General features: G+C 54.4%; 21 protein-coding genes. 5 read left to right on the top strand and 16 right to left on the bottom strand.

Annotated features, from left to right (window positions below; genetic code table 11):
• Position 1: 1 nt before the first annotated feature.
• Positions 2–973: a glycosyltransferase family 2 protein gene (locus LX66_RS25990; protein WP_145718950.1), complete on the top strand. Its 972-nt coding sequence runs from the start codon at positions 2–4 to the stop codon at positions 971–973.
• On the opposite strand, the gene LX66_RS25985 is transcribed toward LX66_RS25990, so the two are convergent.
• The 6 genes from LX66_RS25985 to LX66_RS25960 form a co-directional block, all read right to left on the bottom strand.
• Complete coding sequence (locus tag LX66_RS25985; protein WP_145718948.1) at positions 952–2,046, bottom strand: glycosyltransferase family 9 protein; 1,095 nt, start codon at positions 2,044–2,046, stop codon at positions 952–954. The two genes, LX66_RS25990 and LX66_RS25985, sit on opposite strands and share 22 nt — an antisense overlap.
• A 6-nt stretch (positions 2,047–2,052) precedes the next feature.
• Positions 2,053–3,522 (bottom strand): PfkB family carbohydrate kinase, encoded by a 1,470-nt coding sequence (locus LX66_RS25980; protein WP_145718946.1) that lies wholly within the window; start codon positions 3,520–3,522, stop codon positions 2,053–2,055.
• A 104-nt stretch (positions 3,523–3,626) separates the two neighbouring features.
• The gene (locus tag LX66_RS25975) at positions 3,627–4,181 is read right to left on the bottom strand and encodes a D-glycero-alpha-D-manno-heptose-1,7-bisphosphate 7-phosphatase (protein ID WP_145718944.1); all 555 of its coding nucleotides are present in this window, start codon (positions 4,179–4,181) and stop codon (positions 3,627–3,629) included.
• Between the two features lie 9 nt (positions 4,182–4,190).
• The gene (locus tag LX66_RS25970; RefSeq protein ID WP_145718942.1) at positions 4,191–5,456 is read right to left on the bottom strand and encodes a glycosyltransferase family 4 protein; all 1,266 of its coding nucleotides are present in this window, start codon (positions 5,454–5,456) and stop codon (positions 4,191–4,193) included.
• Positions 5,457–5,799: 343 nt separating this feature from the next.
• On the bottom strand, positions 5,800–6,033 hold the full coding sequence (locus LX66_RS25965; RefSeq protein WP_145718940.1) for a hypothetical protein: 234 nt from the start codon (positions 6,031–6,033) through the stop codon (positions 5,800–5,802).
• Between the two features lie 256 nt (positions 6,034–6,289).
• The gene (locus LX66_RS25960) at positions 6,290–6,535 is read right to left on the bottom strand and encodes a hypothetical protein (protein ID WP_145718938.1); all 246 of its coding nucleotides are present in this window, start codon (positions 6,533–6,535) and stop codon (positions 6,290–6,292) included.
• Between the two features lie 274 nt (positions 6,536–6,809).
• Between LX66_RS25960 and LX66_RS25955 the strand changes: the two genes are divergently transcribed.
• From LX66_RS25955 to LX66_RS25945, 3 genes are all read left to right on the top strand, one after another.
• Positions 6,810–7,712: an AraC family transcriptional regulator gene (locus LX66_RS25955; RefSeq protein ID WP_244620516.1), complete on the top strand. Its 903-nt coding sequence runs from the start codon at positions 6,810–6,812 to the stop codon at positions 7,710–7,712.
• 69 nt (positions 7,713–7,781) lie between these two features.
• On the top strand, positions 7,782–9,200 hold the full coding sequence (locus tag LX66_RS25950) for a sugar porter family MFS transporter (protein WP_145718936.1): 1,419 nt from the start codon (positions 7,782–7,784) through the stop codon (positions 9,198–9,200).
• A gap of 148 nt (positions 9,201–9,348) precedes the next feature.
• Complete coding sequence (locus LX66_RS25945) at positions 9,349–12,672, top strand: DUF5107 domain-containing protein (RefSeq protein WP_145718934.1); 3,324 nt, start codon at positions 9,349–9,351, stop codon at positions 12,670–12,672.
• A 37-nt stretch (positions 12,673–12,709) separates the two neighbouring features.
• Here LX66_RS25945 and LX66_RS25940 read toward each other — a convergent pair whose 3' ends face one another.
• The 9 genes from LX66_RS25940 to LX66_RS25900 form a co-directional block, all read right to left on the bottom strand.
• On the bottom strand, positions 12,710–13,576 hold the full coding sequence (locus tag LX66_RS25940) for a LamG domain-containing protein (protein ID WP_145718932.1): 867 nt from the start codon (positions 13,574–13,576) through the stop codon (positions 12,710–12,712).
• Between the two features lie 80 nt (positions 13,577–13,656).
• Positions 13,657–13,971, bottom strand: coding sequence for a DUF59 domain-containing protein (locus LX66_RS25935; protein ID WP_145718930.1), 315 nt, complete (start codon positions 13,969–13,971; stop codon positions 13,657–13,659).
• 2 nt (positions 13,972–13,973) lie between these two features.
• Positions 13,974–14,399 carry a SufE family protein gene (locus LX66_RS25930; RefSeq protein ID WP_145718928.1) on the bottom strand — a complete coding sequence of 142 codons (426 nt, stop codon included), beginning with the start codon at positions 14,397–14,399 and terminating at the stop codon, positions 13,974–13,976.
• 10 nt (positions 14,400–14,409) lie between these two features.
• On the bottom strand, positions 14,410–15,657 hold the full coding sequence (locus LX66_RS25925) for an aminotransferase class V-fold PLP-dependent enzyme (RefSeq protein ID WP_145718926.1): 1,248 nt from the start codon (positions 15,655–15,657) through the stop codon (positions 14,410–14,412).
• 106 nt (positions 15,658–15,763) lie between these two features.
• Complete coding sequence (gene sufD, locus LX66_RS25920) at positions 15,764–17,083, bottom strand: Fe-S cluster assembly protein SufD (protein WP_145718924.1); 1,320 nt, start codon at positions 17,081–17,083, stop codon at positions 15,764–15,766.
• Positions 17,084–17,207: 124 nt separating this feature from the next.
• Entirely contained in the window at positions 17,208–17,969 is a 762-nt protein-coding gene (sufC, locus tag LX66_RS25915) for a Fe-S cluster assembly ATPase SufC (RefSeq protein ID WP_145718922.1), read from the bottom strand.
• A 122-nt stretch (positions 17,970–18,091) separates the two neighbouring features.
• Positions 18,092–19,537, bottom strand: a complete 1,446-nt coding sequence (gene sufB / locus LX66_RS25910) for a Fe-S cluster assembly protein SufB (RefSeq protein WP_145718921.1) — start codon at positions 19,535–19,537, stop codon at positions 18,092–18,094.
• A gap of 106 nt (positions 19,538–19,643) precedes the next feature.
• On the bottom strand, positions 19,644–19,970 hold the full coding sequence (locus LX66_RS25905) for a HesB/IscA family protein (RefSeq protein WP_145718919.1): 327 nt from the start codon (positions 19,968–19,970) through the stop codon (positions 19,644–19,646).
• A gap of 33 nt (positions 19,971–20,003) precedes the next feature.
• Positions 20,004–20,558: an NADPH-dependent FMN reductase gene (locus LX66_RS25900; RefSeq protein WP_145718917.1), complete on the bottom strand. Its 555-nt coding sequence runs from the start codon at positions 20,556–20,558 to the stop codon at positions 20,004–20,006.
• A 156-nt stretch (positions 20,559–20,714) separates the two neighbouring features.
• Here LX66_RS25900 and LX66_RS25895 point away from each other — a divergent pair, with 156 nt between their 5' ends.
• A complete protein-coding gene (locus LX66_RS25895; protein ID WP_145718916.1) occupies positions 20,715–21,356 on the top strand; it encodes a helix-turn-helix transcriptional regulator in 642 nt (213 codons plus the stop codon).
• On the opposite strand, the gene LX66_RS25890 is transcribed toward LX66_RS25895, so the two are convergent.
• Complete coding sequence (locus tag LX66_RS25890) at positions 21,256–21,846, bottom strand: GNAT family N-acetyltransferase (protein ID WP_244620515.1); 591 nt, start codon at positions 21,844–21,846, stop codon at positions 21,256–21,258. The two genes, LX66_RS25895 and LX66_RS25890, sit on opposite strands and share 101 nt — an antisense overlap.
• Positions 21,847–21,865: the final 19 nt, after the last annotated feature.

Raw genomic sequence — 21,865 nt, 5'->3', positions numbered from 1 at the left:
TATGGAAAAGAAAATAACCATCGTAATCCCCACTTTTTGCAGACCGCTGTTGCTGACGGAGTGCCTGAAATCGCTGGCCAGGCAACAGTTTGACCGGGAGGCCTTTGAAGTGATCGTGGTCAGCGACGGCCCGGACCTGCTCACCAAGCAGGTAGTGGTGTCCTGGAAGCACACCGGTTTGCTGGACGTGGTATATATACCGCTGCCCCGGAAGAAAGGTCCGGCTGCCGCGCGCAATGCCGGCTGGAAAGTGGCTGCGGGCCGATTGGTGGCGTTCACCGACGATGACTGCCTGCCGGACCCCATGTGGCTGCAGAACATATGGGAAGCCTGGCAGGGGGAGGAGCTGATGGCCTACAGCGGCCGGATCATTGTGCCCGTGCCCGTGCGGCCTACGGATTATGAATGGAACATCGCCCAGTTGGAGAAGGCCCGCTTTGTAACGGCCAACTGTGTTTGCACCCGGCCGGCACTGGAAAGGGCAGGCGGTTTTGACGAGCGCTTTGAGCTGGCCTGGCGGGAGGACAGCGACCTGGAGTTCCGTTTCCTGCAGCAGCAGGTGCCTATTCAATACCTGCCGGAAGCCATCGTGGTGCACCCCGTGCGCGAGGCCACCTGGGGCGTAAGCCTGCGGGAGCAGCGCAAGGCCATGTTCAATGCGCTGCTGTACAAGAAATTTCCCCGCCTCTTCCGCAATAACATCAAGCAGCGCCCCATCTGGAGCTATTACGTGATGATCATTTGTTTTATGGTAATGATAGCCGCTATCGTGCTGCAGGCCGGCATGGTAGCCTGGATCGCTTTTGCCGCCTGGCTGTTGCTGCTGGCCGGGTTTATCTGGAAGCGGCTCATGCATACCTCCCGCGCCTGGCCGCATGTCATGGAAATGATCGTCACTTCCATGCTTATTCCTTTCCTGTCTGTTTACTGGAACCTGTACGGAGCCTGGCGTTACCGGGTGCTGTACCTGTGACCCGGCGTCATGGACTGCAGCAGGGCAATGGCCTCCTGCACAATGTACTCCGGCCTGGCGGGCGGCAGCTCTTCATTGCGGTATTGATTGTACACGTAGCGGATCACTTCATTTTTACTTCTCAACTGCGGGGCCACATCAAAATACAATACTTTGCCCGGCACTTTCCAGGGCGTATGCTGCGGGTTGGTAAGCGCGTATAGTACCAGCACGGGCGTGCCGGTGGCGGCGGCAATGTGCACGGTGCCGGTATTCACGGAGATCACCAGCGCGCTGTGCCGCACCAGGGTAATGAATTCCGGCAGGGAAAACAGCCCTGCGCCTACGCACACGCCGCTGTTCCTGCCAATGCCGTGCCGGATGCGCAAGGCCTGGGCGCGTTCTGCAGCAGTGCCGGTGAGCAGCAATTGCATATCTGTCTTTTGCAGCAGCGCTTTGGCCACATCTATCCATTGCTGCATGGGGTACTGGCGCCTGGCGTCGCTCACGCCGGTATGAAGAATGATCCAGGGCCTGTCCGGCGCCAGGTGGCATTCCGCCAGCTTGTTTTGTACAACCGGCCACAGCTCTTCCCGCACTTCCAGCACCAGCTTGTCCGATGCGGCGGTGGCGCCCAGTTGCGCTACCAGGTCCAGGTCGCGGCGTACCTGGTGGCGGATAAAATCATAAGGCTCTTTTTCGGGTACCCAGTGCGTAAGCAGGTGGTAGGGATTTTCGCGGCAGTAGGCCAGCCTTAACGGTATGCCGGCCATATAGGCCAGCATAATGGAGGGCTGCGGGTTCTGGCTGTATACGGTAAATATAACGGCGGCATCATAAGCGCCCCGGCGTAGCCGTTCCACCACCTCGTTAAAAGCGTCCAGCGCTGCCGGCGCTGCATTGTTCTGCACCCAGGGCGCATCAAACACCAGGGTCTCGTCAATATCCGGTATGCTGGAAGTCACTGCGGCGCCCATAGAAGAGGTGAGCACCGTGATATGGCACTGGAAAGTATTTTTCAGCGCGCGGATAGCGGGTGAGCTCATGATCAGGTCACCCATATTGTCCAGCCGTATGCATAAGATCCGGTTCATGTCCAGCTATGCAAGTTTTAAGACCGGCTTGGTATGGATACGGCGTATGATCATGGAAGTAGACCGGCCCGGCAGCAGGGGCAGCAGCACTACCTCGCCGCCCAGTTGTTCCACCAGCCCGGCTTCCGGCAGGCTGTCCTTGGTATAGTCGCCGCCTTTGGCAAATACATGCGGCTGGATCACCTGTATCAGTGGTATCGGTGTATCGTCTATCTCGCTGCCAAAGGGAATAATATGGTTCACTGCTTCCAGCGCCGCCAGCACCTCTACCCGGTCCGGCAAATGATTGATGGGCCGGTCGCTGCCTTTGATCCGGCTGATACTTTCGTCGGTATTGATGCCTACCATCAGGATGTGCCCCAGTTCCCGGGCGCGGCCCAGGTAGCTCACATGCCCGCTGTGCAGGATATCGAAGCAGCCGTTGGTGAATACGATCTTTTTACCCTGTGCTTTGTACATGCCGGTCAGGTGCTGCAACAGCGGGAGATCGGTGAGGTACTTATCATGCACGGAAAGGGATGCATGCAGCTCTTGCCAGGTGCAGCAGGCGGTGCTGCTTTTGCCAATGGCTACGGCTGCGGCGGTGGCGGACAGTTCTGCTGCGGCCGGTATATCGGCGCCGGCCAGGCAGGCCAGTGTAAAAGTGCTGATGTAGGCATCGCCTGCGCCGGCTACATTGGGATGCATTACCGGTTGCGCGCCGCAGCAGTAAGCCGGCTGGTTGCCGGTAAATATCACTGCGCCTTCTTCATCCAGCGTTACCGCGGTAATAGCGGCGCCGGTGCGGGCATACAGCTCCGCGCCCAGGTTGCTGATCTGCTGCGCCCGGCAATGGTGCTGCACATGCAGCCCCAGCAACTGCACCGCTTCCTGGTAATTGGGCTTCACCAGGGAAGGGGAGAGGCTCTTAAAGCATTCCAGGCGTTTGGAATCCACTGCCAGGAATTTCTTGTGCTGCCGGTTCAGTGTTTGCAGGGCGCTGATAACCGCCGGTGTGATCACGCCTTTGCCATAGTCGGCAATGAGAATGGCGTCATGCCGGGGAAATTCCCGTTGCAGCAGGCGGATGAAAGCCCGTTCGGTTTCCCGCCCTACCGGTGTTTCTGTGCCGCTGTCATAGCGGGTCAGCAACTGGTTGCCGGCCATTACCCGGGTCTTTACAATGGTGCTCCGGTCCGGGCATTGCAATATCCTGCTCTGGATGCCGGCCGTTTCCAGCAGCGATGTGGCGCGGGCGCCGTCTTCATCCTGTCCGCTTACGCTGCAGAAGGTGACATTGGCCCCGAGGTGCCTTACATTCATGGCCGTGTTGGCTCCGCCACCGGGCACGGTGGTCCTGGTACTGATATCCACTACCGGCACCGGCGCTTCCGGTGTAAGCCGGGTGCTGGCGCCTTTAAGGTATACATCCAGCACCAGGTCCCCGATCACCAGGATGGTGGGCTGCAGGAATTTTGTGATCAGCTCTTTATGCATGGTTTCTTGTTTAATTAATAATGAATAAATAAGAATTAATAATATCCGCTACACAGGTGCTTTATTGAAACCGCAGTGTTCCGTGTATTATTCATTATTAATTATTAATTCTTAATTATTAACTGAGCCGCTTCTACCAGGCCTTCTGCTATGAACAGCGGACGCCGGTAACGGTTAATGAGCCACTCTGTTTCATTTCCATTATCCAGCAGTACGGTACGGCAGCCTGCACGGTTACCGGCTTCTACGTCGTGAAGGATATCTCCTATCATCCATGACTGGTCCAGGTCAATGCCCAGTATGCCGGCCGCTTTCAGCAACATACCCGGCTTGGGTTTGCGGCAACTGCAATCAATAGCATACTGTTTTACGGAGCCATCCGGGTGATGGGGGCAGTAGAAAAATCCATCCAGCCTTATATCATTCCAGCGCAGCAGGCCGGTGATCCTGTCTATCACCCGCTGCATATCCTTATCCCCGAAATACCCGTGCGCAATGCCTGCCTGGTTGGAAATAACCACCAGCGCGTAGCCGTGCGCATACAGCAGTTGCAGCGCTTCCGCCGCCCCGGGGGTCAGCGTTATCTGCGCCGGGTCTGCATTGTAGGGTACGTTCGGGATCAGGGTACCGTCTTTATCTATGAAAACTGCTTTCCTCATGAATGGTCTTTAGAGTGTCATACTACCGCCAACGGATATATGATTATCGGCAATGGCTTTTTCATATAACCGGCTCATTAGCTGGGCTACCCGCTGCCAGGTAAACAGTGCATTCACCCGCTTGATGGCGTTCTTTCCCATTTGTTCCAGTACCGGCCTGCGCTGCATTAGTCCGCTGATACCGGCTGCCAGGGCTTCCGGGTCCTGCGGCGGTACCAGCAGCCCGGTTTTCCCGTCCTGCACGCTGTATTTGATGCCGCCTACATTTGCGCCTATTACCGGTGTGCCGCAGGCCATGGCCTCCAGCGGCGTAATGCCGAAAGGCTCATACCAGGGAGTGGTAATAAAAAGATCGGCGGCGGCATAATAATATTTCAGCTCGTCGCGTCCTTTACGGCCGGCAAAGGTAACGGAGGCCTGTACGCCCAGGTCCCTGGCCAGTTGTTTCAGCCGCGCTATCTCCGGGTTAAAGCCCTGTTCGCAAACATCCGTTTCGCCGCCTACGATGATCAGGCGTACGCGGGTGCCGGTATATTTCAACCTGGGCAAAGCCTGTATTACATTGTCCACTCCCTTGCGCGGCACCATCCGTCCCAATTGCAGCAATATGGTGTCATCCTGCGGCAGCTTCAGCTTCATGCGGGCCAGGCGCTGGTCCACCGGGTACAGCTCTTCCGGGTTTACGCCGCAGGGCACCACGCGTATTTTATCAGGCGGCGCCTGGTAGTATTGGATCAGGTCGTCCCGGTCCTGTGGGCATTCCGCAATAATATAATCCGCCTGGCGGATGGCGGCATGCTCAATCTCCAGCCGCTCCGGCGGAAACTTGTCCTGCGCGCCCTGGTGAATTCTGCGGATATGCCCCAATGCATGAAAGGTCACCACAAAAGGAATGTGCAGGATGGCCTTCAGTTCCATCGCCACCTGGGCAGACATGAAGAAGTTTGCGTGGATCAGCTCGTAGGAGATGTCCTGTTCCCGGATAAAGGCCAGCATGTTATCACGGAAGGCAGCCATGAAAGGCAGCAGTTGTTCCTTGGGCAGACATTGTACCGGGCCAGCCTCAATATGCACCACCCGTACACCTTTTCTCCATTCCACGCACTGCGGCAGTTGCGGATGTTCCCAGCGGGTGAAGATATCCACCTCGTATCCTTTTTTGGTAAGCTGATAAGCCAGCTCGCCTACATATACATTCTGCCCGCCGGTATCTATACCGCCCAGCGCTGCAATGGGCGATGCATGATCACTGATAAATGCTACTCTCGTTTTCATAATACATACAAGGTTATGGTTAATGATGGCTGCTACAGGCTCGGTGCATGACTACAGCATTCTCTGTTTTAGCACTACTTCAAGAATAGCACCAAACGCTTTTGTTTGTATATCAGCCATGAGAGCGGCGCCTGCCGGCACCTGCATAGCAGCGCTTTTATAAAGGGTTTACACAGAGACATTTAGCCGTACCGGCGTAAGTAAAAGATCAATTACATTATTGATGAATTTATTACTCACTGCGGATAAGCTACCACAGTCAACCGTCAACGTTCTGCATAAAAAAAAGGCACAGTAGTAAACTGTGCCTTAATGATGCCGCCGTACAAATGCTACGGTACGGTCAGCGGGGAATAGCAGTAGTGTCCATCATGGAAGTGTCCCTGCTGCTCCGGTTGTAGGAGGTGTCCCTCATTTTTTTCCATTTCTTTTTCTGCGCCTTGTGATGCTTGCTGGTGTCCTGCTGGAAAGCAGGGGTGCCATGGCTGTTGACGGTACGGCTTGCGATATTGCCCTGGGCAACCAGGAAAGTACAGATGGCGATAGACAGTCCCAGGATGGTAAGGTGATTTTTCATGGTTTTACATTTACAAATGTCTACACCAAAATCCTGCTCTTTTTACGCAGAAGATGGTGGGGGAGCGCGTTGCAATTTAACTCGGTGATATACATAGGGTTGTCGGAAAGTGCAGTTGGCAGCGGGTTTTATGAGCTAAGCCAGGTTGTGGATTTTTAAACACGGATTGTAAACAAGCTCCCCATTTCCAGGAATGCTGACCCTGTTTACAACCCGTGCCGGTAGTCAGATACGGCGGCCGGGGCCGCCTGGCAGGTTACTGATCATCCTGCTTTTTGTTTTTCCCGGATGCGGGGTCCCATTCAATGTTATCAGCCTCTTCATCCGTCAGGTGATTTTCTTCCAGGTCCGTTTCGTCCAGTACCGGTTCATCGTCCTCTTCCATTTCAGGTGTCCGTTGCGCCTTTGCTTTTTCTTCATCATTAGGGCGCTGGAAATTCCTGGCCGTGGGGTTGGTGCCACCGGCCTGCCCTGCATTGGGTTTCTCTTTCTTGCTTTGCATAACATTTGGTTTTAATGGTGAATATTGTTTACTCCCCTTTCATGCTGTCCTTATTTTTCCGGTAAGGCCACACAATATATATGATCACCACTAACAGAAGGATGCCCAGCACAACAAAAGAAGTCAACATAACAGCATTGTTTTGGTTATGATCTTAACCACAAGCATCAGGCCATTTAAATTAGCTGCCAGCCGGCAGCCAGCAGCCAGCAGCTATCCTTGTTATTCATGGACAATATTATTATCTTCCTTTTTCATAAAGGGGGCAATATCTATGATCCGCAAAAAGGAAGGCTTTGAAGGCCAGCAGTCCATTGTGCTGCCCAGGGTAGCCATCAGCAACTGCATGGCGCATGAGCTGGTAAAGCAGTTGTACGTTACCGATATCGGGTATTACCCGAAAGCACGCTTTCACTACCGGCAACGTACACACGGTGTTTCACAATATATACTTATCTATTGCATAGAAGGGAAGGGCTGGCTGCAACTGGGCGGGGAGAAATGGGCGGTGCGCCCGAACGAGTTCCTGCTGATACCGGCACGGGAACCGCATGTGTACGGGGCGGACCAGGAGCATCCCTGGACCATCTACTGGATGCATTTTACCGGCCTGCTGTCCAACCACTTTGCCGGCCTGCTTACCCAGGGGCACAGGCGCCATGTGCAGGCGTTGCCTTACCGCGAAGACCGCATCCGGCTGTTCGATCTCATGTACCAGCACCTGGAGCGGGGCTACGGTACAGATAACATGACCTTTGTAAACCTTTGCCTGTGGCAGTGGCTCAATTCCTTTGCTTTTGGCGATAAGCTCGAACCGGTGGGCAATGCGCCCAAGGATGCGGTGGACGAATCCATCAGCTATATGAAGAACAACATCCACCGCACCCTGCGCCTGGCCGATATTGCCGCCTGTGTGCACCTGTCCGCCTCCCATTATTCCAACCTGTTCCGGAAACGGACCGGCTTTGCGCCGATCGAATATTTTAACCTCCTGAAAATACAGGTGGCCTGCCAGTACCTGCAGTTCACCAACCTGCGCATACAGGAAATAGCCGGCAAAATAGGCATAGAGGATCCTTATTATTTCTCCCGCCTTTTCAGCCATATCATGGGCATGTCGCCCAATGCGTACCGCAAGCGCAAGATGATGAAGGAAGGCGGCAGCGTAGGATCATAAGATTGTCCATTAAATGAAAAAGAATCTCTATTGTCAGCACCATGGGGTATAGTGTAATTTAGCAGCGTTATGAAAAACGAACGGTACAATCATACCTACCTCTTTGCCATCTCAATGATCTCCGCCATGGGTGGTTTCCTGTTTGGTTACGACTGGGTGGTGATAGGCGGGGCCAAGCCTTTTTACGAGCGTTATTTCGGCATTACCGATGCGCCGGCCGCACAGGGCTGGGCCATGAGCTGCGCGCTGGCCGGCTGCCTGGCCGGGGCGGCCATTTCCGGGATGCTCAGCGACCGTTACGGCCGCAAGAAGCTGCTGATGCTGTCAGCCTTGCTGTTCCTGGTATCTGCCGCCGGCACGGGCGCCGCTCATTCCTTTAACGGCTTCATCGTGTACCGCATCATTGGCGGTGTGGGCATAGGGCTGGCGTCCAACCTTTCGCCCATGTACATTGCGGAGGTAACGCCGGCGCACCTGCGGGGCAAATACGTGTCCATCAACCAGCTCACACTGGTAATAGGCATACTGGCCGCCCAGCTCTTTAACTGGTGGATAGCGGAGCCGGTGCCGGCCGGCGCTGCCGATGACTTTATCCTGCGCTCCTGGAACGGGCAAACCGGCTGGCGCGTTATGTTCTGGGCAGAGCTGGCGCCCTCGGTCCTGTTCCTGCTACTACTTTGCTGGCTGCCGGAAAGCCCGCGCTGGCTGGCTACCCGGCAGCATATGGACCGGGCCTGGCAGGTGCTGGCCAGGATCGGCGGGGAGGCGCATGCGCGGAGGGAGCTGCCGGCTATTGCCCAAACTGCGGATACCGACGGCGGTGTGCACTGGCGGCAACTGGTGCAGCCCGGCGTATCGCGCATACTGGTACTGGGCGTTATCATTGCGGCTTTCCAGCAGTGGTGCGGCATCAACGTCATATTCAACTATGCGGAGGAGGTGTTTGCAGCAGCCGGTTACGGCGTATCCGATATTCTTTTCAACATCGTGATCACCGGCAGCGTAAACCTGGTATTTACCCTGGTGGCCATGTACACCGTGGACCGTTGGGGGCGGCGCGCATTGATGCTGGTGGGCGCCGGCGGGCTGGCATTGATCTATGCTGTTATGGGCGCCCTGTATTATATGCATTTCAGCGGCTGGCCCTTGTTGCTGCTGGTGGTGCTGGCCATTGCCTGCTACGCCATGTCGCTGGCGCCGGTCACCTGGGTGGTACTGTCGGAGATCTTTCCCAACCGGCTCCGGGGCGGCATGATGGCCATTGCCACGCTTTCACTCTGGGCCGCCAGCTTCGGGCTTACCTATACCTTCCCCTTGCTGAACAGCGCACTGGGTGCATCCGGCACCTTCTGGGGATATGGCCTGGTATGCATTGCCGGCCTGATATTTATACGGCGCTACCTGCCGGAAACAAAGGGAAAGACCCTGGAGGAAATAGAGCAGGAGATTGTGCCGGCAGGAAAGGAAAATGTAAAATTTCAAATGTAAAATGATAGATGTAAAAGTTTATAGACATGCTTTCATGGGACTTTGCTGTCTTACTTGCACATATCACCAGCTTTTACATTTTACATTTGGAATTTTACATCTATCATTCTCCTTTATTAACCGTTTAATCAGATAAACTCAGATCATCATGGAAGTTAAAGCCTGGCAGCAGGCCGTCCGTATTCCTACTTACGGGATCGGGCAGCCTGAAAAGCATCCTGTGTTCCTGGAAAAAAGAGTGTACCAGGGCAGCAGCGGCGCCGTATACCCGTACCCGGTAGTAGAGAAAATACTGGATGAAAAGACCGACCAGGAATGGCAGGCGGTATTCCTGGAAAATGATTACCTGCTGATCATGATACTGCCCCAACTGGGCGGCCGTATACAAAAGGCGTATGACAAGGTGCGGCAACGGCATTTCGTGTACTGTAACCAGGTGATAAAACCTGCGCTGGTAGGCCTTACCGGCCCCTGGATATCAGGCGGCATAGAATTTAACTGGCCCCAGCACCACCGCCCCGGCACTTATGAGCCGGTGGACTGGACCATCGAGCATTTCCCGGATGGCAGCGTTACCGTATGGTGCAGTGAGCTGGAACGCATGTTCCGTACCAAGGGCATGGCCGGTTTCACGTTGCACCCGGATAAGGCCTACCTGGAAATAAAGGTGCAGTTGTACAACCGCACCCCGCTGCCCCAAACCTTTCTCTGGTGGGCCAACCCCGCCGTGCATGTAAACGAGCATTACCAGTCCGTGTTCCCGCCGGATGTGCATGCCGTGTTCGATCATGGCAAGCGGGACGTATCCCGTTTCCCGGTAGCTACCGGCACTTACTATAAGGTGGATTATTCCGCCGGCGTGGATATTTCCCGCTACCGCAATATACCCGTGCCTACTTCCTACATGGCCATTACCTCCGGTTATGATTTTGTAGGCGGCTATGAGCACGATACCCGGGCGGGGCTGCTGCACGTGGCCAATCATCACGTATCGCCTGGTAAGAAGCAATGGACCTGGGGCAACAGCGATTTCGGACAGGCCTGGGACCGCAACCTCACGGATGCCGACGGCCCTTATATAGAGCTGATGTGCGGGGTGTATACGGACAACCAGCCGGATTTTTCCTGGCTCATGCCTTACGAGGAAAAGAGTTTCCGGCAGTATTTTATGCCTTACAGCCAGGTGGGCTTGGTGAAGAATGCCAGCAGGGACCTGGTGCTGAACCTTGAATTCAGCGGCGATATAGCGACGCTGAAGCTCTATGCTACCGGCCGTTTCCCGCAAAGCCGCGCTGTGCTGTATTACCAGGACCGGGAAATATGGGACCGTATCATGGACCTGGCGCCGGCAGGCTACGAAGAGATGCAGGTACCCCTGCCGCAGGCCGGGCGCCCAACGGACTACCGCATCAGCATATACGACGCAAAAGGGAAGCCCATGCTGTCCTGGCAGCCCGCACCGGAAACGGTGCAGCCTATGCCGCAGCCGGCCCGCGCCGCCCGCGCCCCGGAAGAGATCGCGCATATCGAGCAGTTGTACCTGACCGGCCTGCACCTGGAGCAGTACCGGCATGCCACCTACGATCCCGTGGTTTACTACCGGGAAGGGCTGCGCCGCGATCCCGGGGACGTGCGCTGCAACAACGCCCTGGGCAAGTGGTACCTGCGCCGCCTGCTGCTGCAGGACGCGGAAAGCTGTTTCCGCAGCGCCATCGATACGCTGACCGGCCGCAACCCAAACCCTTACGACGGGGAGCCATACTATAACCTGGGCCTGTGCCTGCGCTGGCAGCAGCGCATACCGGAAGCCTATGCGGCTTTTCACAAAGCCGTATGGAATGCCGCCTGGCAGGCCGCCGGCTATTATCAACTGGCGCTTATCTCTGCCTTGCAGGAGCATTGGGATACTGCGCTGGAGGAAGCTACCCGCTCCCTGCATGCCAACTGGCACCACCACAAAACCCGCCACCTGCTGGTAGCCGTGCTGCGCAGGCAGGGCAATGCTGCCGCTGCACTGGAATGGGCGGATGCCTCCCTGCAGTTGGATCGCTTCAATGCCGGGGCGCATTACGAAAAATACCTGCTGACAGGTTCGGAAGAGGTGCTGCAGGAATGGAAAACCCTGCTGCGCGGTAATATTCATAATTACATGGAGTACGCGCTGGACTACCAGGCGGCCGGTATGTACCCGGAAGCCCTGCAGTTGTTGCAAACGGGTATTGACCAGCAAACGCAGGTATACCCGCTGGCCTGGTACTTCATGGCCGCCTTTGCCTGGGAAGCCGGGGACGGGCCGGCAGCGCAACGCTACTGGGAAGCGGCCGCCAAAGCCGCGCCGGACTATTGCTTTCCGCACCAGCAGGAAGCCGCCCTGGCCCTGCAACTGGCCCTGCAGCAGCACCCGGAAGATGCACGGGCGCCTTATTACCTGGGCAATTACTGGTACCATTACCGGCAATACGACCAGGCGATGGCCTGCTGGGAACGGTCGCGGGAACTGGATGGCAGCCTCTCTACGGTGCACCGCAACCTGGCGCTGGCCCTGTTCAATAAAAAGCAGCAGCCGGCGGCCGCAGCCGCCAGCCTGGAGAAAGCCTTTGCACTGGATGAGACCGACGCCCGCATTCTCATGGAGCTGGACCAGTTGTACAAGCGCCTGAACAAGCCGGCCGCCGAACGGCTGGCGCTGCTGGAAAAATACCCGGCCCTGGTGCAGGACAGGGACGACCTGTACCTGGAAAAGATCACCCTGTACAACCTGCTGGGTAGGCACACTGATGCCTACACGCTGCTAATGCAGCGTAATTTCCATCCCTGGGAAGGGGGAGAAGGCAAGGTGACCTTCCAATATGTATACAGCCTGCTGGCCATGGCCAAAGCGGCTATTAACACTGCTGAATATACGAAAGCGCTGGAACTGCTGGAGCAGGCCAGGCACTACCCGCATAACCTGGGTGAAGGCAAGCTGCATGGTGCGCAGGAAAATGATATTGATTACTGGAGTGGCTGCGCCTATGCCGGCCTGGGACAAACGGATGAAGCTACTGCCTGCTGGGAACGCGCTGCCACCGGCCTCTCCGTACCCTCTGCTGCCATGTATTACAATGACCAGCAGCCGGACAAGATCTTTTACCAGGGCCTGGCATTGCTGCAACTGCAGCGCACGGAGGAAGCCCGCAGCCGCTTCAATAAACTGGTGGATTACGGGGAAGCACATTTGTTTGACGAGGTAAAGATCGACTACTTTGCCGTATCCCTGCCGGACCTGCTGATTTGGGACGATGACCTGAACCGGCGCAACCGCCTGCATTGCACGTACCTGGTAGGGCTGGGGCAACTGGGGCTGGGCAAAACAGCGCCCGCCGCGCGCATGTTCGAGGAGGTGCTGGCGGCAGACCATTACCATATTGGTGCACACATACACCGGGAGATGGTAGATAAAAAAATAAAACAGGTGTCTCATTACTCATGAGACACCTGCTTTATGAGGCAAGAAGCTGGTACAACAATTAGTTTTGCAGCGTGCTTAGCCTGCTTACTTCGGATGCGGATACCGCCCGGTTATAGATCCGTACTTCGTCAATAACGCCATTGAACCAGAAGGGGTATTGTGAGTTCTCGCTTCTCCCGATGTAGACATCTGCGTTATTGGGAGTGAACACGGCTGTACGACGGAATGTTTTCTTCAAAGCGCCATTGATATAGAGCTTGGAATCCACTCCATCATATGTATAAATAACGGTATACCATTGCCCAGTTCTAACAAAAGAAGAATCTCCTACAGCGGAGCTTCCGGTTGGTGTAAATATCTTGTCACCATATGCGCCGTAGAAAATATGGATATTGGTGTCTGCAGGAGCATAACAATCGGCATTGTCAGAAAAACGCAGGCAGTAAAAGCCATCACTCCTGTCAAAGCCTTTGGTAACAATATCATTGCCATGGCACAGGCCGGGATAAAAACCGTTCACCTTTATAATCGCCATAATGGTGATATTGGCAGGGTTGAGGCCGGCATTTTGCGTTACCCGCATGTAGCTGCTGCTGCCGTTGAACAGGTAGGCGTTGTTGGCGCGGCCAAAGCGGTCGGTAGTAGGGGTAGCATTGTTGAAAACAATATGGTTGCCGTTTCCGCTGCTGTCTTTCAGCGTACCGCCGTTAAAGTTATAATAGGCGATCAGCCCTTCCTCATCATGGCAGGCGCTGTCTCTCACCGTAACGGTATCCCGGATGGTAACGGTGTCCTTGATGATAGTGGTATCCCTGATCACAATGGTGTCATTAGCATCAGTGGTACAGGAGGTCAGGGTAGTGGAGCTGGACCAGAAAAGCAGGTAAGCCACTACTGCGAAGGGCAACAATCTGAATAATTTCATACTTTGATTTTAGGTATAGCGATTCTCTTGTGAACGCGCAAAGATATGAAATTATACTACTATATGAAAATAAATATGTATTACATGAATCCCAGCTCCAGCCGGGCTTCTTCGGTCATCATGTCTTTGGTCCAGGGCGGATCAAAGGTGAGGTGTACATCCACATCGGATACGCCTTCTATGGCGCGCACTTTCTGGTCCACTTCCATCACAATGTCGCCGGCCACGGGGCAGCCCGGCGCCGTGAGGGTCATGATAATGTTGACCCTTCCTGCATCTCCGATCTTGATTTCGTATACCAGTCCCAGCTCAAAGATATTCACCGGTATTTCCGGGTCATATACGGTTCTGAGCGTGGCTTCTATCTTATCCCTGAGTGTTTGTGCTGCTTCCATGATCAGTTAGCTTGTTTGGCCATATAGGCTACTGCGTACATTTTCATCTGCTTCAGCATGCTGAGCAGCCCGTTGGAGCGGGTGGGGGACAGGTGATTGCGCAGGCCGATGGCGTCAATGAAATAAATCTCGGTTTCGGCTATTTCCTTAGGTGTATGCCCGGACAGGGCGGATATCATGAGGCTGACCAGTCCCTTGGTGATCACGGCATCGCTGTCGCCGGTAAAGAACAGTTTCCCGTCCTTCAGTTCTGTGTGCAGCCATACCCTTGACTGGCAGCCCTTGATCAGGTTATCGTCTGTTTTATATTGCTCGTCTATCAGCGGCAGTTCTTTTCCCAGTTGAATAATATATTCGTATTTATCCATCCAGTTCTCCATCAGGGAAAAGTCCGCTATCAGCTCGTCCTGTTTTTCTTTGATCGTCATGCGCGCTTGTTTATCTCAGCATGGCGGCGGCCTTGTGCACGGCTGCTACCAGCTTGTCTATATCTTCAAAGGTATTGTACATGGACAGGGACGCACGTACCGTGCCGGGTATCCCGAACAGGTCCATCAACGGCTCCGTGCAGTGGTGGCCGGTGCGCACCGCTATGCCCTGCTTGTCCAGCAGTTCGCCCAGGTCGTAGGGGTGGATATCGCCTACCAGGAAGGAAATGGAAGCGGCACGGTGGGCGGCCTGGCCTATCAGGCGCAGTCCTTCTACCTGCTGCAGGGCCTGCAGCGCATAGTCCTGCAGTTGCTCTTCCCATTGCTGTATCTTGTCAATACCTACCAGCTTTACATAGTTCAGCGCAGCTTCCAGGCCAATGGCGCCGGCCACGTGCGGGGTGCCTGCTTCAAACTTGTAAGGCAGCTCATTATAAGTGGTCCTGGCAAAGGTAACGGTCTTGATCATGTCGCCACCGCCCTGGTAGGGAGGCATCTTTTCCAGCCATTCCTGTTTGCCGTACAGCACGCCGATACCGGTAGGCCCGTAGATCTTGTGCCCGGAAAAGGCCAGGAAATCCGGCTGCAGCTCCTGCACGTCTATGGCCATATGCTGCACACCCTGCGCGGCGTCCAGCAGTACGGGTATGTTGCGGGCATGGGCCTGGGCGATGATATCCTTTACGGGATTGATGGTGCCCAGGGTATTGGACACGCAGGTAACGGCCACGATCTTCACGCGCTCGTCCAGCAGTTGGCTGAAAGCATCCATGCGCAGCTCACCGCGCTCGTTGATGGGGATCACTTTCAGCTCGGCGCCCCGCTCTTCACAGATCATTTGCCAGGGCACGATGTTGGAATGGTGCTCCATGGCGGAGATCAGCACCGCATCGCCCGGCTGCAGGAATTTGCGGCCGTAGCTGCTGGCCACCAGGTTAATGCTGTCCGTGGTGCCCTTGGTAAAAATGATCTCCTGTGTATGCTCCGCATTGAGATAGGCGGCCACCGTTTTACGGGCCAGCTCATAGGCTTCTGTAGCCTGCTGGCTCAACTGGTGCACGCCGCGGTGCACGTTGCTGTTGTAGCCGGTGTAATATTGTTCCAGCGTATCCAGCACTACCTGTGGTTTCTGGGTAGTGGCGGCATTATCAAGGTATACCAGCGGCAGGCCGTACACAGTGGCCTGCTGCAACAGCGGGAAATCCTTTCTTATACGCGCTACGTCCAACGGGGGTGCTATTGCTGATATATGGTTCATGCTTTCGTTGCATTAATAATGAATAACTGACAATTAATAATATCCGTTACACAAGTGAGCTGTGAGGGTATTATTGATACGATTATTAATTATTCATTTTTAATTATTAATTACTAATTGTTTCCCGGCTCACATATTGCTGGATCTGCTCCGTCAGGTGCTGTTGCAGGGCCGGGATATGCACCTGGTCCGTGATGTCAAAGGCAAAGGCATTTACCAGCAGCGTTCTGGCGGCTTCTGCGCCAATGCCGCGGGAGCGGAGGTAGAACAGCGATTCTTCGCTGAACTGACCTACGGTAAAGCCGTGGCTGCATTTCACATCGTCGGCGTATATTTCCAGTTGCGGCTGGGAATTGATATTGGCCTTGTCGCTCAGCAGCAGGTTGTTGTTCTGCTGGAAAGCGTTGGTCTTCTGCGCATCCTGGTGCACGTGTATGCGGCCGGTGAACACGCCGTCGGCATTGTCCAGCAGCACGCCTTTGTACAGCTCGTTGCTGTTGCAGTTGGGCACCAGGTGGTCCACAAAAGTATGATTGTCCACATGCTGCTGGCCGGTAGCCAGGTACAGGCCGTGCAAGTCTGTTTCCGTATAGCTGCCGTTCAGCGCCACGCTGAGGTTGTTGCGCACCAGGGTGGCATGGGGCAAGGTGAAGTTATAGTGATGGTAACGGCTGTAGGTTTGCTGCCTGGCGGCCGTTTGGTGCACGTGGCGGCTGTTCTCCGCCATGTTCTGCAGGTTGTAGTGCCACAGCTCCGCATTCTCCTCCAGCACGATCTCGCTCACGCCATTCACAAAGGCCACGGCATCGGGATGCAGTCCCAGGGAACTTTCAATTACGGTAGCCTGCGCGTGCGGATGCGCGATCCACAGGTGGCGGGGCTGTAGGAAGGCATGCTGCGTTACGGTATAAATATGTACGATATGCAGCGGCTTGTCCAGTACGGCGTTAGCCTTCAGTTCCAGGAAAAGCCCGTCGGCAAACAGGGCGGTGTTCAGCGCGGCAAAAGGCTGCTCCGCCAGGTGCGGGTGCTTGTCGAAAAAGGCCTGGAAACCGCTTTGCTGCACGGCATCGCTGAGTTTACTGACGGTCACGTCTTTGGCAGCGGGCAGCTCGGACAGTTCCGGCTGCAGGTGCCCGTTTACCAGCACGGCCGTATAGCAGGAGAGGCCCGGGATGAAAGCAGGCGCCACCTGGTCTGCAGTTACCGGGAACGCCTGCTGTTGCAGGATGAAAGGCTGTTCCTTCAGTATCCGTTGTATGTTGGTGTTTCGCCAGGCTTCCGTTTTCAGGTCGGGCAGCCCCAGGCTTCTGAACCTTGTCAGCGCCTCCTGACGCAGCGCGTGCAGCGCATCGTCCTTTGGCGTAAGCCCGTTACCCCCTTCCAGGATATATTGATAGAATGGTAATGTTATATCGCTGATCATTGCTTCAACTAATTAGTTAATTAATAATTAACAATTAATAATTAATAATCGTAACAGTTAAGTTTCATCGAAACACCTGTATAACGGGTATTATTCATTATTAATTATTCATTATTAATTGAATTTAAACGTTTTCGTGCACAACGGTTTCCTTCAGCCAGTCGTAGCCTTTTTCTTCCAGCTCCAGCGCCAGTTCCTTGGTGCCGGTCTTTACGATACGGCCATCGTACAGTACGTGCACAAAATCCGGCACGATGTACTCCAGCAGGCGCTGGTAGTGGGTGATGACCAGGAAGGATTTTTCCGTGCTGCGCAGCTTGTTCACACCATTGGCTACAATACGCAGCGCATCGATGTCCAGGCCGGAGTCTGTTTCATCCAGGATACCCAGTTTCGGGTCCAGCATGGCCAGTTGGAATATTTCATTCCGCTTCTTTTCACCGCCGGAGAACCCTTCGTTGAGGGAACGGTTCATCAGGTTGGCGTTGAAGTCTACCAGTTGTTGCTTTTCCTTTGTAAGCTTGAGAAATTCCTTGGCTTCCAGCGCAGGGAGCCCCTTGTAGGCCCTGATCTCGTTCAGCGCTGTTTTCAGGAAGTTGATGTTGGATACGCCGGGTATTTCCACCGGGTACTGGAAAGCCAGGAACACCCCCTCGCGGGCGCGGTCTTCCGGTGACATTTCCAGCAGGTCCTTGCCTTCAAATATCACTTCGCCCTGTGTTACGGTGTAATTTTCGCGGCCTGCCAGCACAGAAGCCAGTGAGCTTTTGCCGGAACCGTTGGGCCCCATGATGGCATGCACTTCACCTTTCGGGATCTCCAGGTCAATGCCCTTCAGTATTTCTTTTCCGTCTACTTCTGCGTGCAGATTTTTAATCGTCAGCATGATATATTAATTCTCGATTTTTTTTAATTAATAATTAATAGTGAATAATTAATAATCGCAGCAATTGTGTCACCATGAAGCACCGCTGTAGATATTATTAATTGTTAATTATTCATTATTAATTATCCCACGCTGCCTTCCAGCGTAATGGACAATAATTTTTGCGCTTCCACGGCAAATTCCATGGGTAGCTGGTTCAGTACTTCCTTGGCGTAGCCGTTCACAATGAGGGCTACTGCTTTTTCCGTATCGATACCCCGCTGGTTCAGGTAGAAGATCTGGTCTTCCCCGATCTTGGAGGTGGTGGCTTCGTGCTCTACGGTAGCGCTCTTGTTCCGGGACTCGATGTACGGGAACGTATGGGCCCCGCAGCGGTTGCCTATCAGCAGGGAGTCGCACTGGGTGAAGTTGCGGGCATTGTGTGCGCGCGGTCCCACCTGTACCAGTCCGCGGTAGGTATTATCGCCTTCGCCGGCGGAAATACCCTTGGAAATGATCCGGCTGCGGGTGTTGCGGCCCAGGTGGTGCATTTTGGTGCCGGTATCGGCGATCTGCCGGTTACGGGTCACCGCCACGGAGTAGAACTCGCCCTGGGCGTCGTCGCCCTGCAATATTACGCTGGGGTATTTCCAGGTAATGGAGGAGCCGGTTTCCACCTGTGTCCAGGATATCTTGCTGCCGTTGCCTTTGCAGATACCCCTTTTGGTCACAAAATTATAGATACCGCCTTTCCCTTCCTTGTCGCCGGGATACCAGTTCTGCACGGTTGAGTATTTTATTTCCGCGTGGTTGAGCGCTATCAGCTCCACTACGGCGGCGTGCAGTTGATTCTCGTCGCGCATGGGGGCGGTACAGCCTTCGAGGTAGCTCACATAGCTGTCGTCGTCCGCTATGATAAGGGTCCGCTCAAACTGGCCGGTGTTCTGCGCATTGATACGGAAGTAGGTGCTCAGCTCCATGGGGCAGCGCACTCCCTTGGGGATGTACACGAAAGACCCGTCGGAGAACACTGCTGCGTTCAATGCGGCAAAAATATTATCGGAATGGGGCACTACAGACCCCAGGTATTTTCTTACCAGGTCAGGATGGTGCTTTACCGCTTCCCCGAAGGAGCAGAAGATCACACCCTTCTCTGCGAGCTTTTCCCTGAAGGTGGTGGCCACGGATACGCTGTCAAAAACAGCGTCTACGGCCACGCCGGAAAGCGCTTTCTGTTCGTTGAGCGGGATGCCCAGCTTTTCAAAGGTAGCCAGCAGCTCCGGGTCTACTTCATCCAGGCTGGCCAGTTGTTTTTTCTTTTTGGGGGCGGCGTAGTAGGATACGCCCTGGAAATCAATCTCAGGCATCTTGAAATGCTGCCACCTGGGCAACTGCATTTTCTGGAATGCCTGGAATCCTTTCAGGCGCCACTCCAGCAGCCATTCCGGTTCTTCTTTTTTGGCAGAGATAAAGCGGATGGTCTCTTCGTTCAGACCAGCAGGCGCTATATCCATTTCAATATCGGTGGTAAAGCCAAACTCGTACTCCCGGTTGGCGATATCATCGATTATTTCGTTACTGTTTTTCATTCGATACTATTTACCTATTTGTCAGCTTCCTCAGAAATGGGTGCAAAGAAAGTAATATTTATGCTTACCTGTATCTGAAAACTGCTAAACACGCTTCTGAAATTATTTATACGGCAAAGCTTTCCCCGCAACTGCAGGTCCTGGTGGCATTTGGATTATTGAAGAAAAGCCCTTTGCCGTTCAGCCCGTCAGAGTAATCCAGCTCCGTGCCGTACAGGTACAGGAGGCTTTTCATCTGTACCACGATCTTCACGCCTTTATCCTCGAATACCTGGTCGCCGGTCTGCTCGTCTGCCTCAAACTTCAATACATATTCCAGGCCGGAGCATCCGCCGCCTTTCACGCCCACGCGCACAAAGGTGCCGGGAACATGATTTTCCTTTACCATCAGGTCTTTTATATATTGGCTTGCTTTTTCTGAAACGGTTATCATATCTGTTGCGCTTTTTGCTAATGTTTAATGTATTTATTCCACTACTGTTGTCCTGGCCGCTGCCAGCAACGAGATCATCTGGTCAAACTTGGTCTTGTACAGGGCTGAAAAGTCGCTGGTTTGCGGCTCGAACAGGTGGTCCTTCAGCACAGGAACGGAAAAGGGCAGTACCCAGGCCCGTAATGCTTTGGCCACTGCATCCATAGCGTTGATGCCCTGCATGGCCTGCGAGCCGTTTGCCCAGCTCACCAAAGCTACGACCTTTCCGGTTAAATACGGCCGGCCGTGGCGGCTGGTCAGCTCCAGCCAGTCCAGGCAGTTCTTCATTACCCCGGTCATGCCGCCATGGTACAGCGGGGTGAGCCATACATGCAGGTGGGCCTCGCAAAAGGCTTCGCACATGGTTTGCACGCTGGCCGGCGTTTCCTGTTTCAGCGGATCAAAGAACGGTATATCTGCATGCGCCAGGCTAAATATTCGTGGATTAAAGCCTTTTTGCCGGAATTGCTCCTCAAAATAGCCGGCTACCCGGCCGGCGGTGGCATAGGGCCTGTCGTCCATAGTGCCGTTGAATATCAAGACGTTCATCTAACTATCTAATTGTCAATGTTTTAATTGTTTGTCAGGCTATATGATCACTTGATTTGCTCACACAAAGGTCGTATAACCTTGCAACAATATTTTTTTTAGTACTACAAAATTACGAGATTTGACAATAAAACAAGTAAGGACTTGGAAAATTATATGCCAAAGATCAAAGCTGCTGCTGACCGGTTCCTGGTGCTACTGAAGACCCGGGGGCCGCAAACCGCTGCTGCCCTGGCTGCCGAGCTGGGCATTACAGCAGAAGGGGCGCGGCTGCAATTGCTGAAACTGGCAGAGGAAGGACTGGTGGTAGCTACCACCAATGCAAGGGGAGTAGGAAGACCGGTCCAGATCTGGGACCTGACGGCACAGGGCAATGCCCATTTCCCGGATACTCATGCGGAGCTGACCCTGCAGTTGATGCAGACCATCCGCCATGAGCTGGGGCCGGAGGCGCTGGACCAGATCATCGTGGCCCGGGAGCAAAAACAACTGGAAAAATACCGTACCGCGCTGGAAGGCGTGACGGATATAGCCGATAAAATAGCCCGTTTTGCCGCGCTCCGTACTGCGGAAGGTTACCTGGCGGAATGGCGGAAAGATGAGAACGGTTTCATTTTCATAGAGAACCACTGTCCCATTTGCAGCGCTGCCACCCAATGCGCCAATATCTGCGATTCAGAGCTGCGCACCTTTAATACTATTCTCGGCAACGAGGTGAAGGTGAGCCGTACGGATCATATCCTGGAAGGCTCCCGCCGCTGTGTGTACCGGATCGATTTTTTACGGCAACTGGTGTAATCTTTTTCCCCAATATCTTCACGCTTCTTTTAATACCATCCAGCACCGCAATATCCGGCAGGTGGCCCCACTCTGCGAAGCCCATTTGCAGGAACAACTGTATGCTGGGCGTGTTGTGGGCGAAAATAACGCCCATCAGGTTTTCAATGCCCAGCGCGGGGCATCTTTCCATGGCGCCTTCCAGCGCCATCCTGCCCAGGCCCTTGCCCCGGAAGTCCGGGTGCAGGTAGATGCTGATCTCCGCCGTGGCATTGTAGGCGGGGCGGCCGTAAAAATTTTGCAGGCTTACCCAGCCGGCTGTTTGACCCGCCGTTTCCACGATCCAGAGGGGCCATTTTTCCGGCGTATGCGCATGGAACCAGGGCAGCCGGCTTTCCACGCTTACCGGCGAGGTATCGGCGGTCACCATCCGCCCGGGAACGGTGGAATTGTAAATATCTACGATGGCCGGCAGGTCGGCCGGTAATGCATGGCGGAATTGAATGGACATCGGTGTAAAAGTACAAACC

This window comes from Chitinophaga japonensis (assembly GCF_007830125.1).
GTDB classification, from domain to species: domain Bacteria; phylum Bacteroidota; class Bacteroidia; order Chitinophagales; family Chitinophagaceae; genus Chitinophaga; species Chitinophaga japonensis.
Note: the sequence above shows the minus strand (reverse complement) of the source record. Positions and strands in the feature narration are given on the sequence as shown.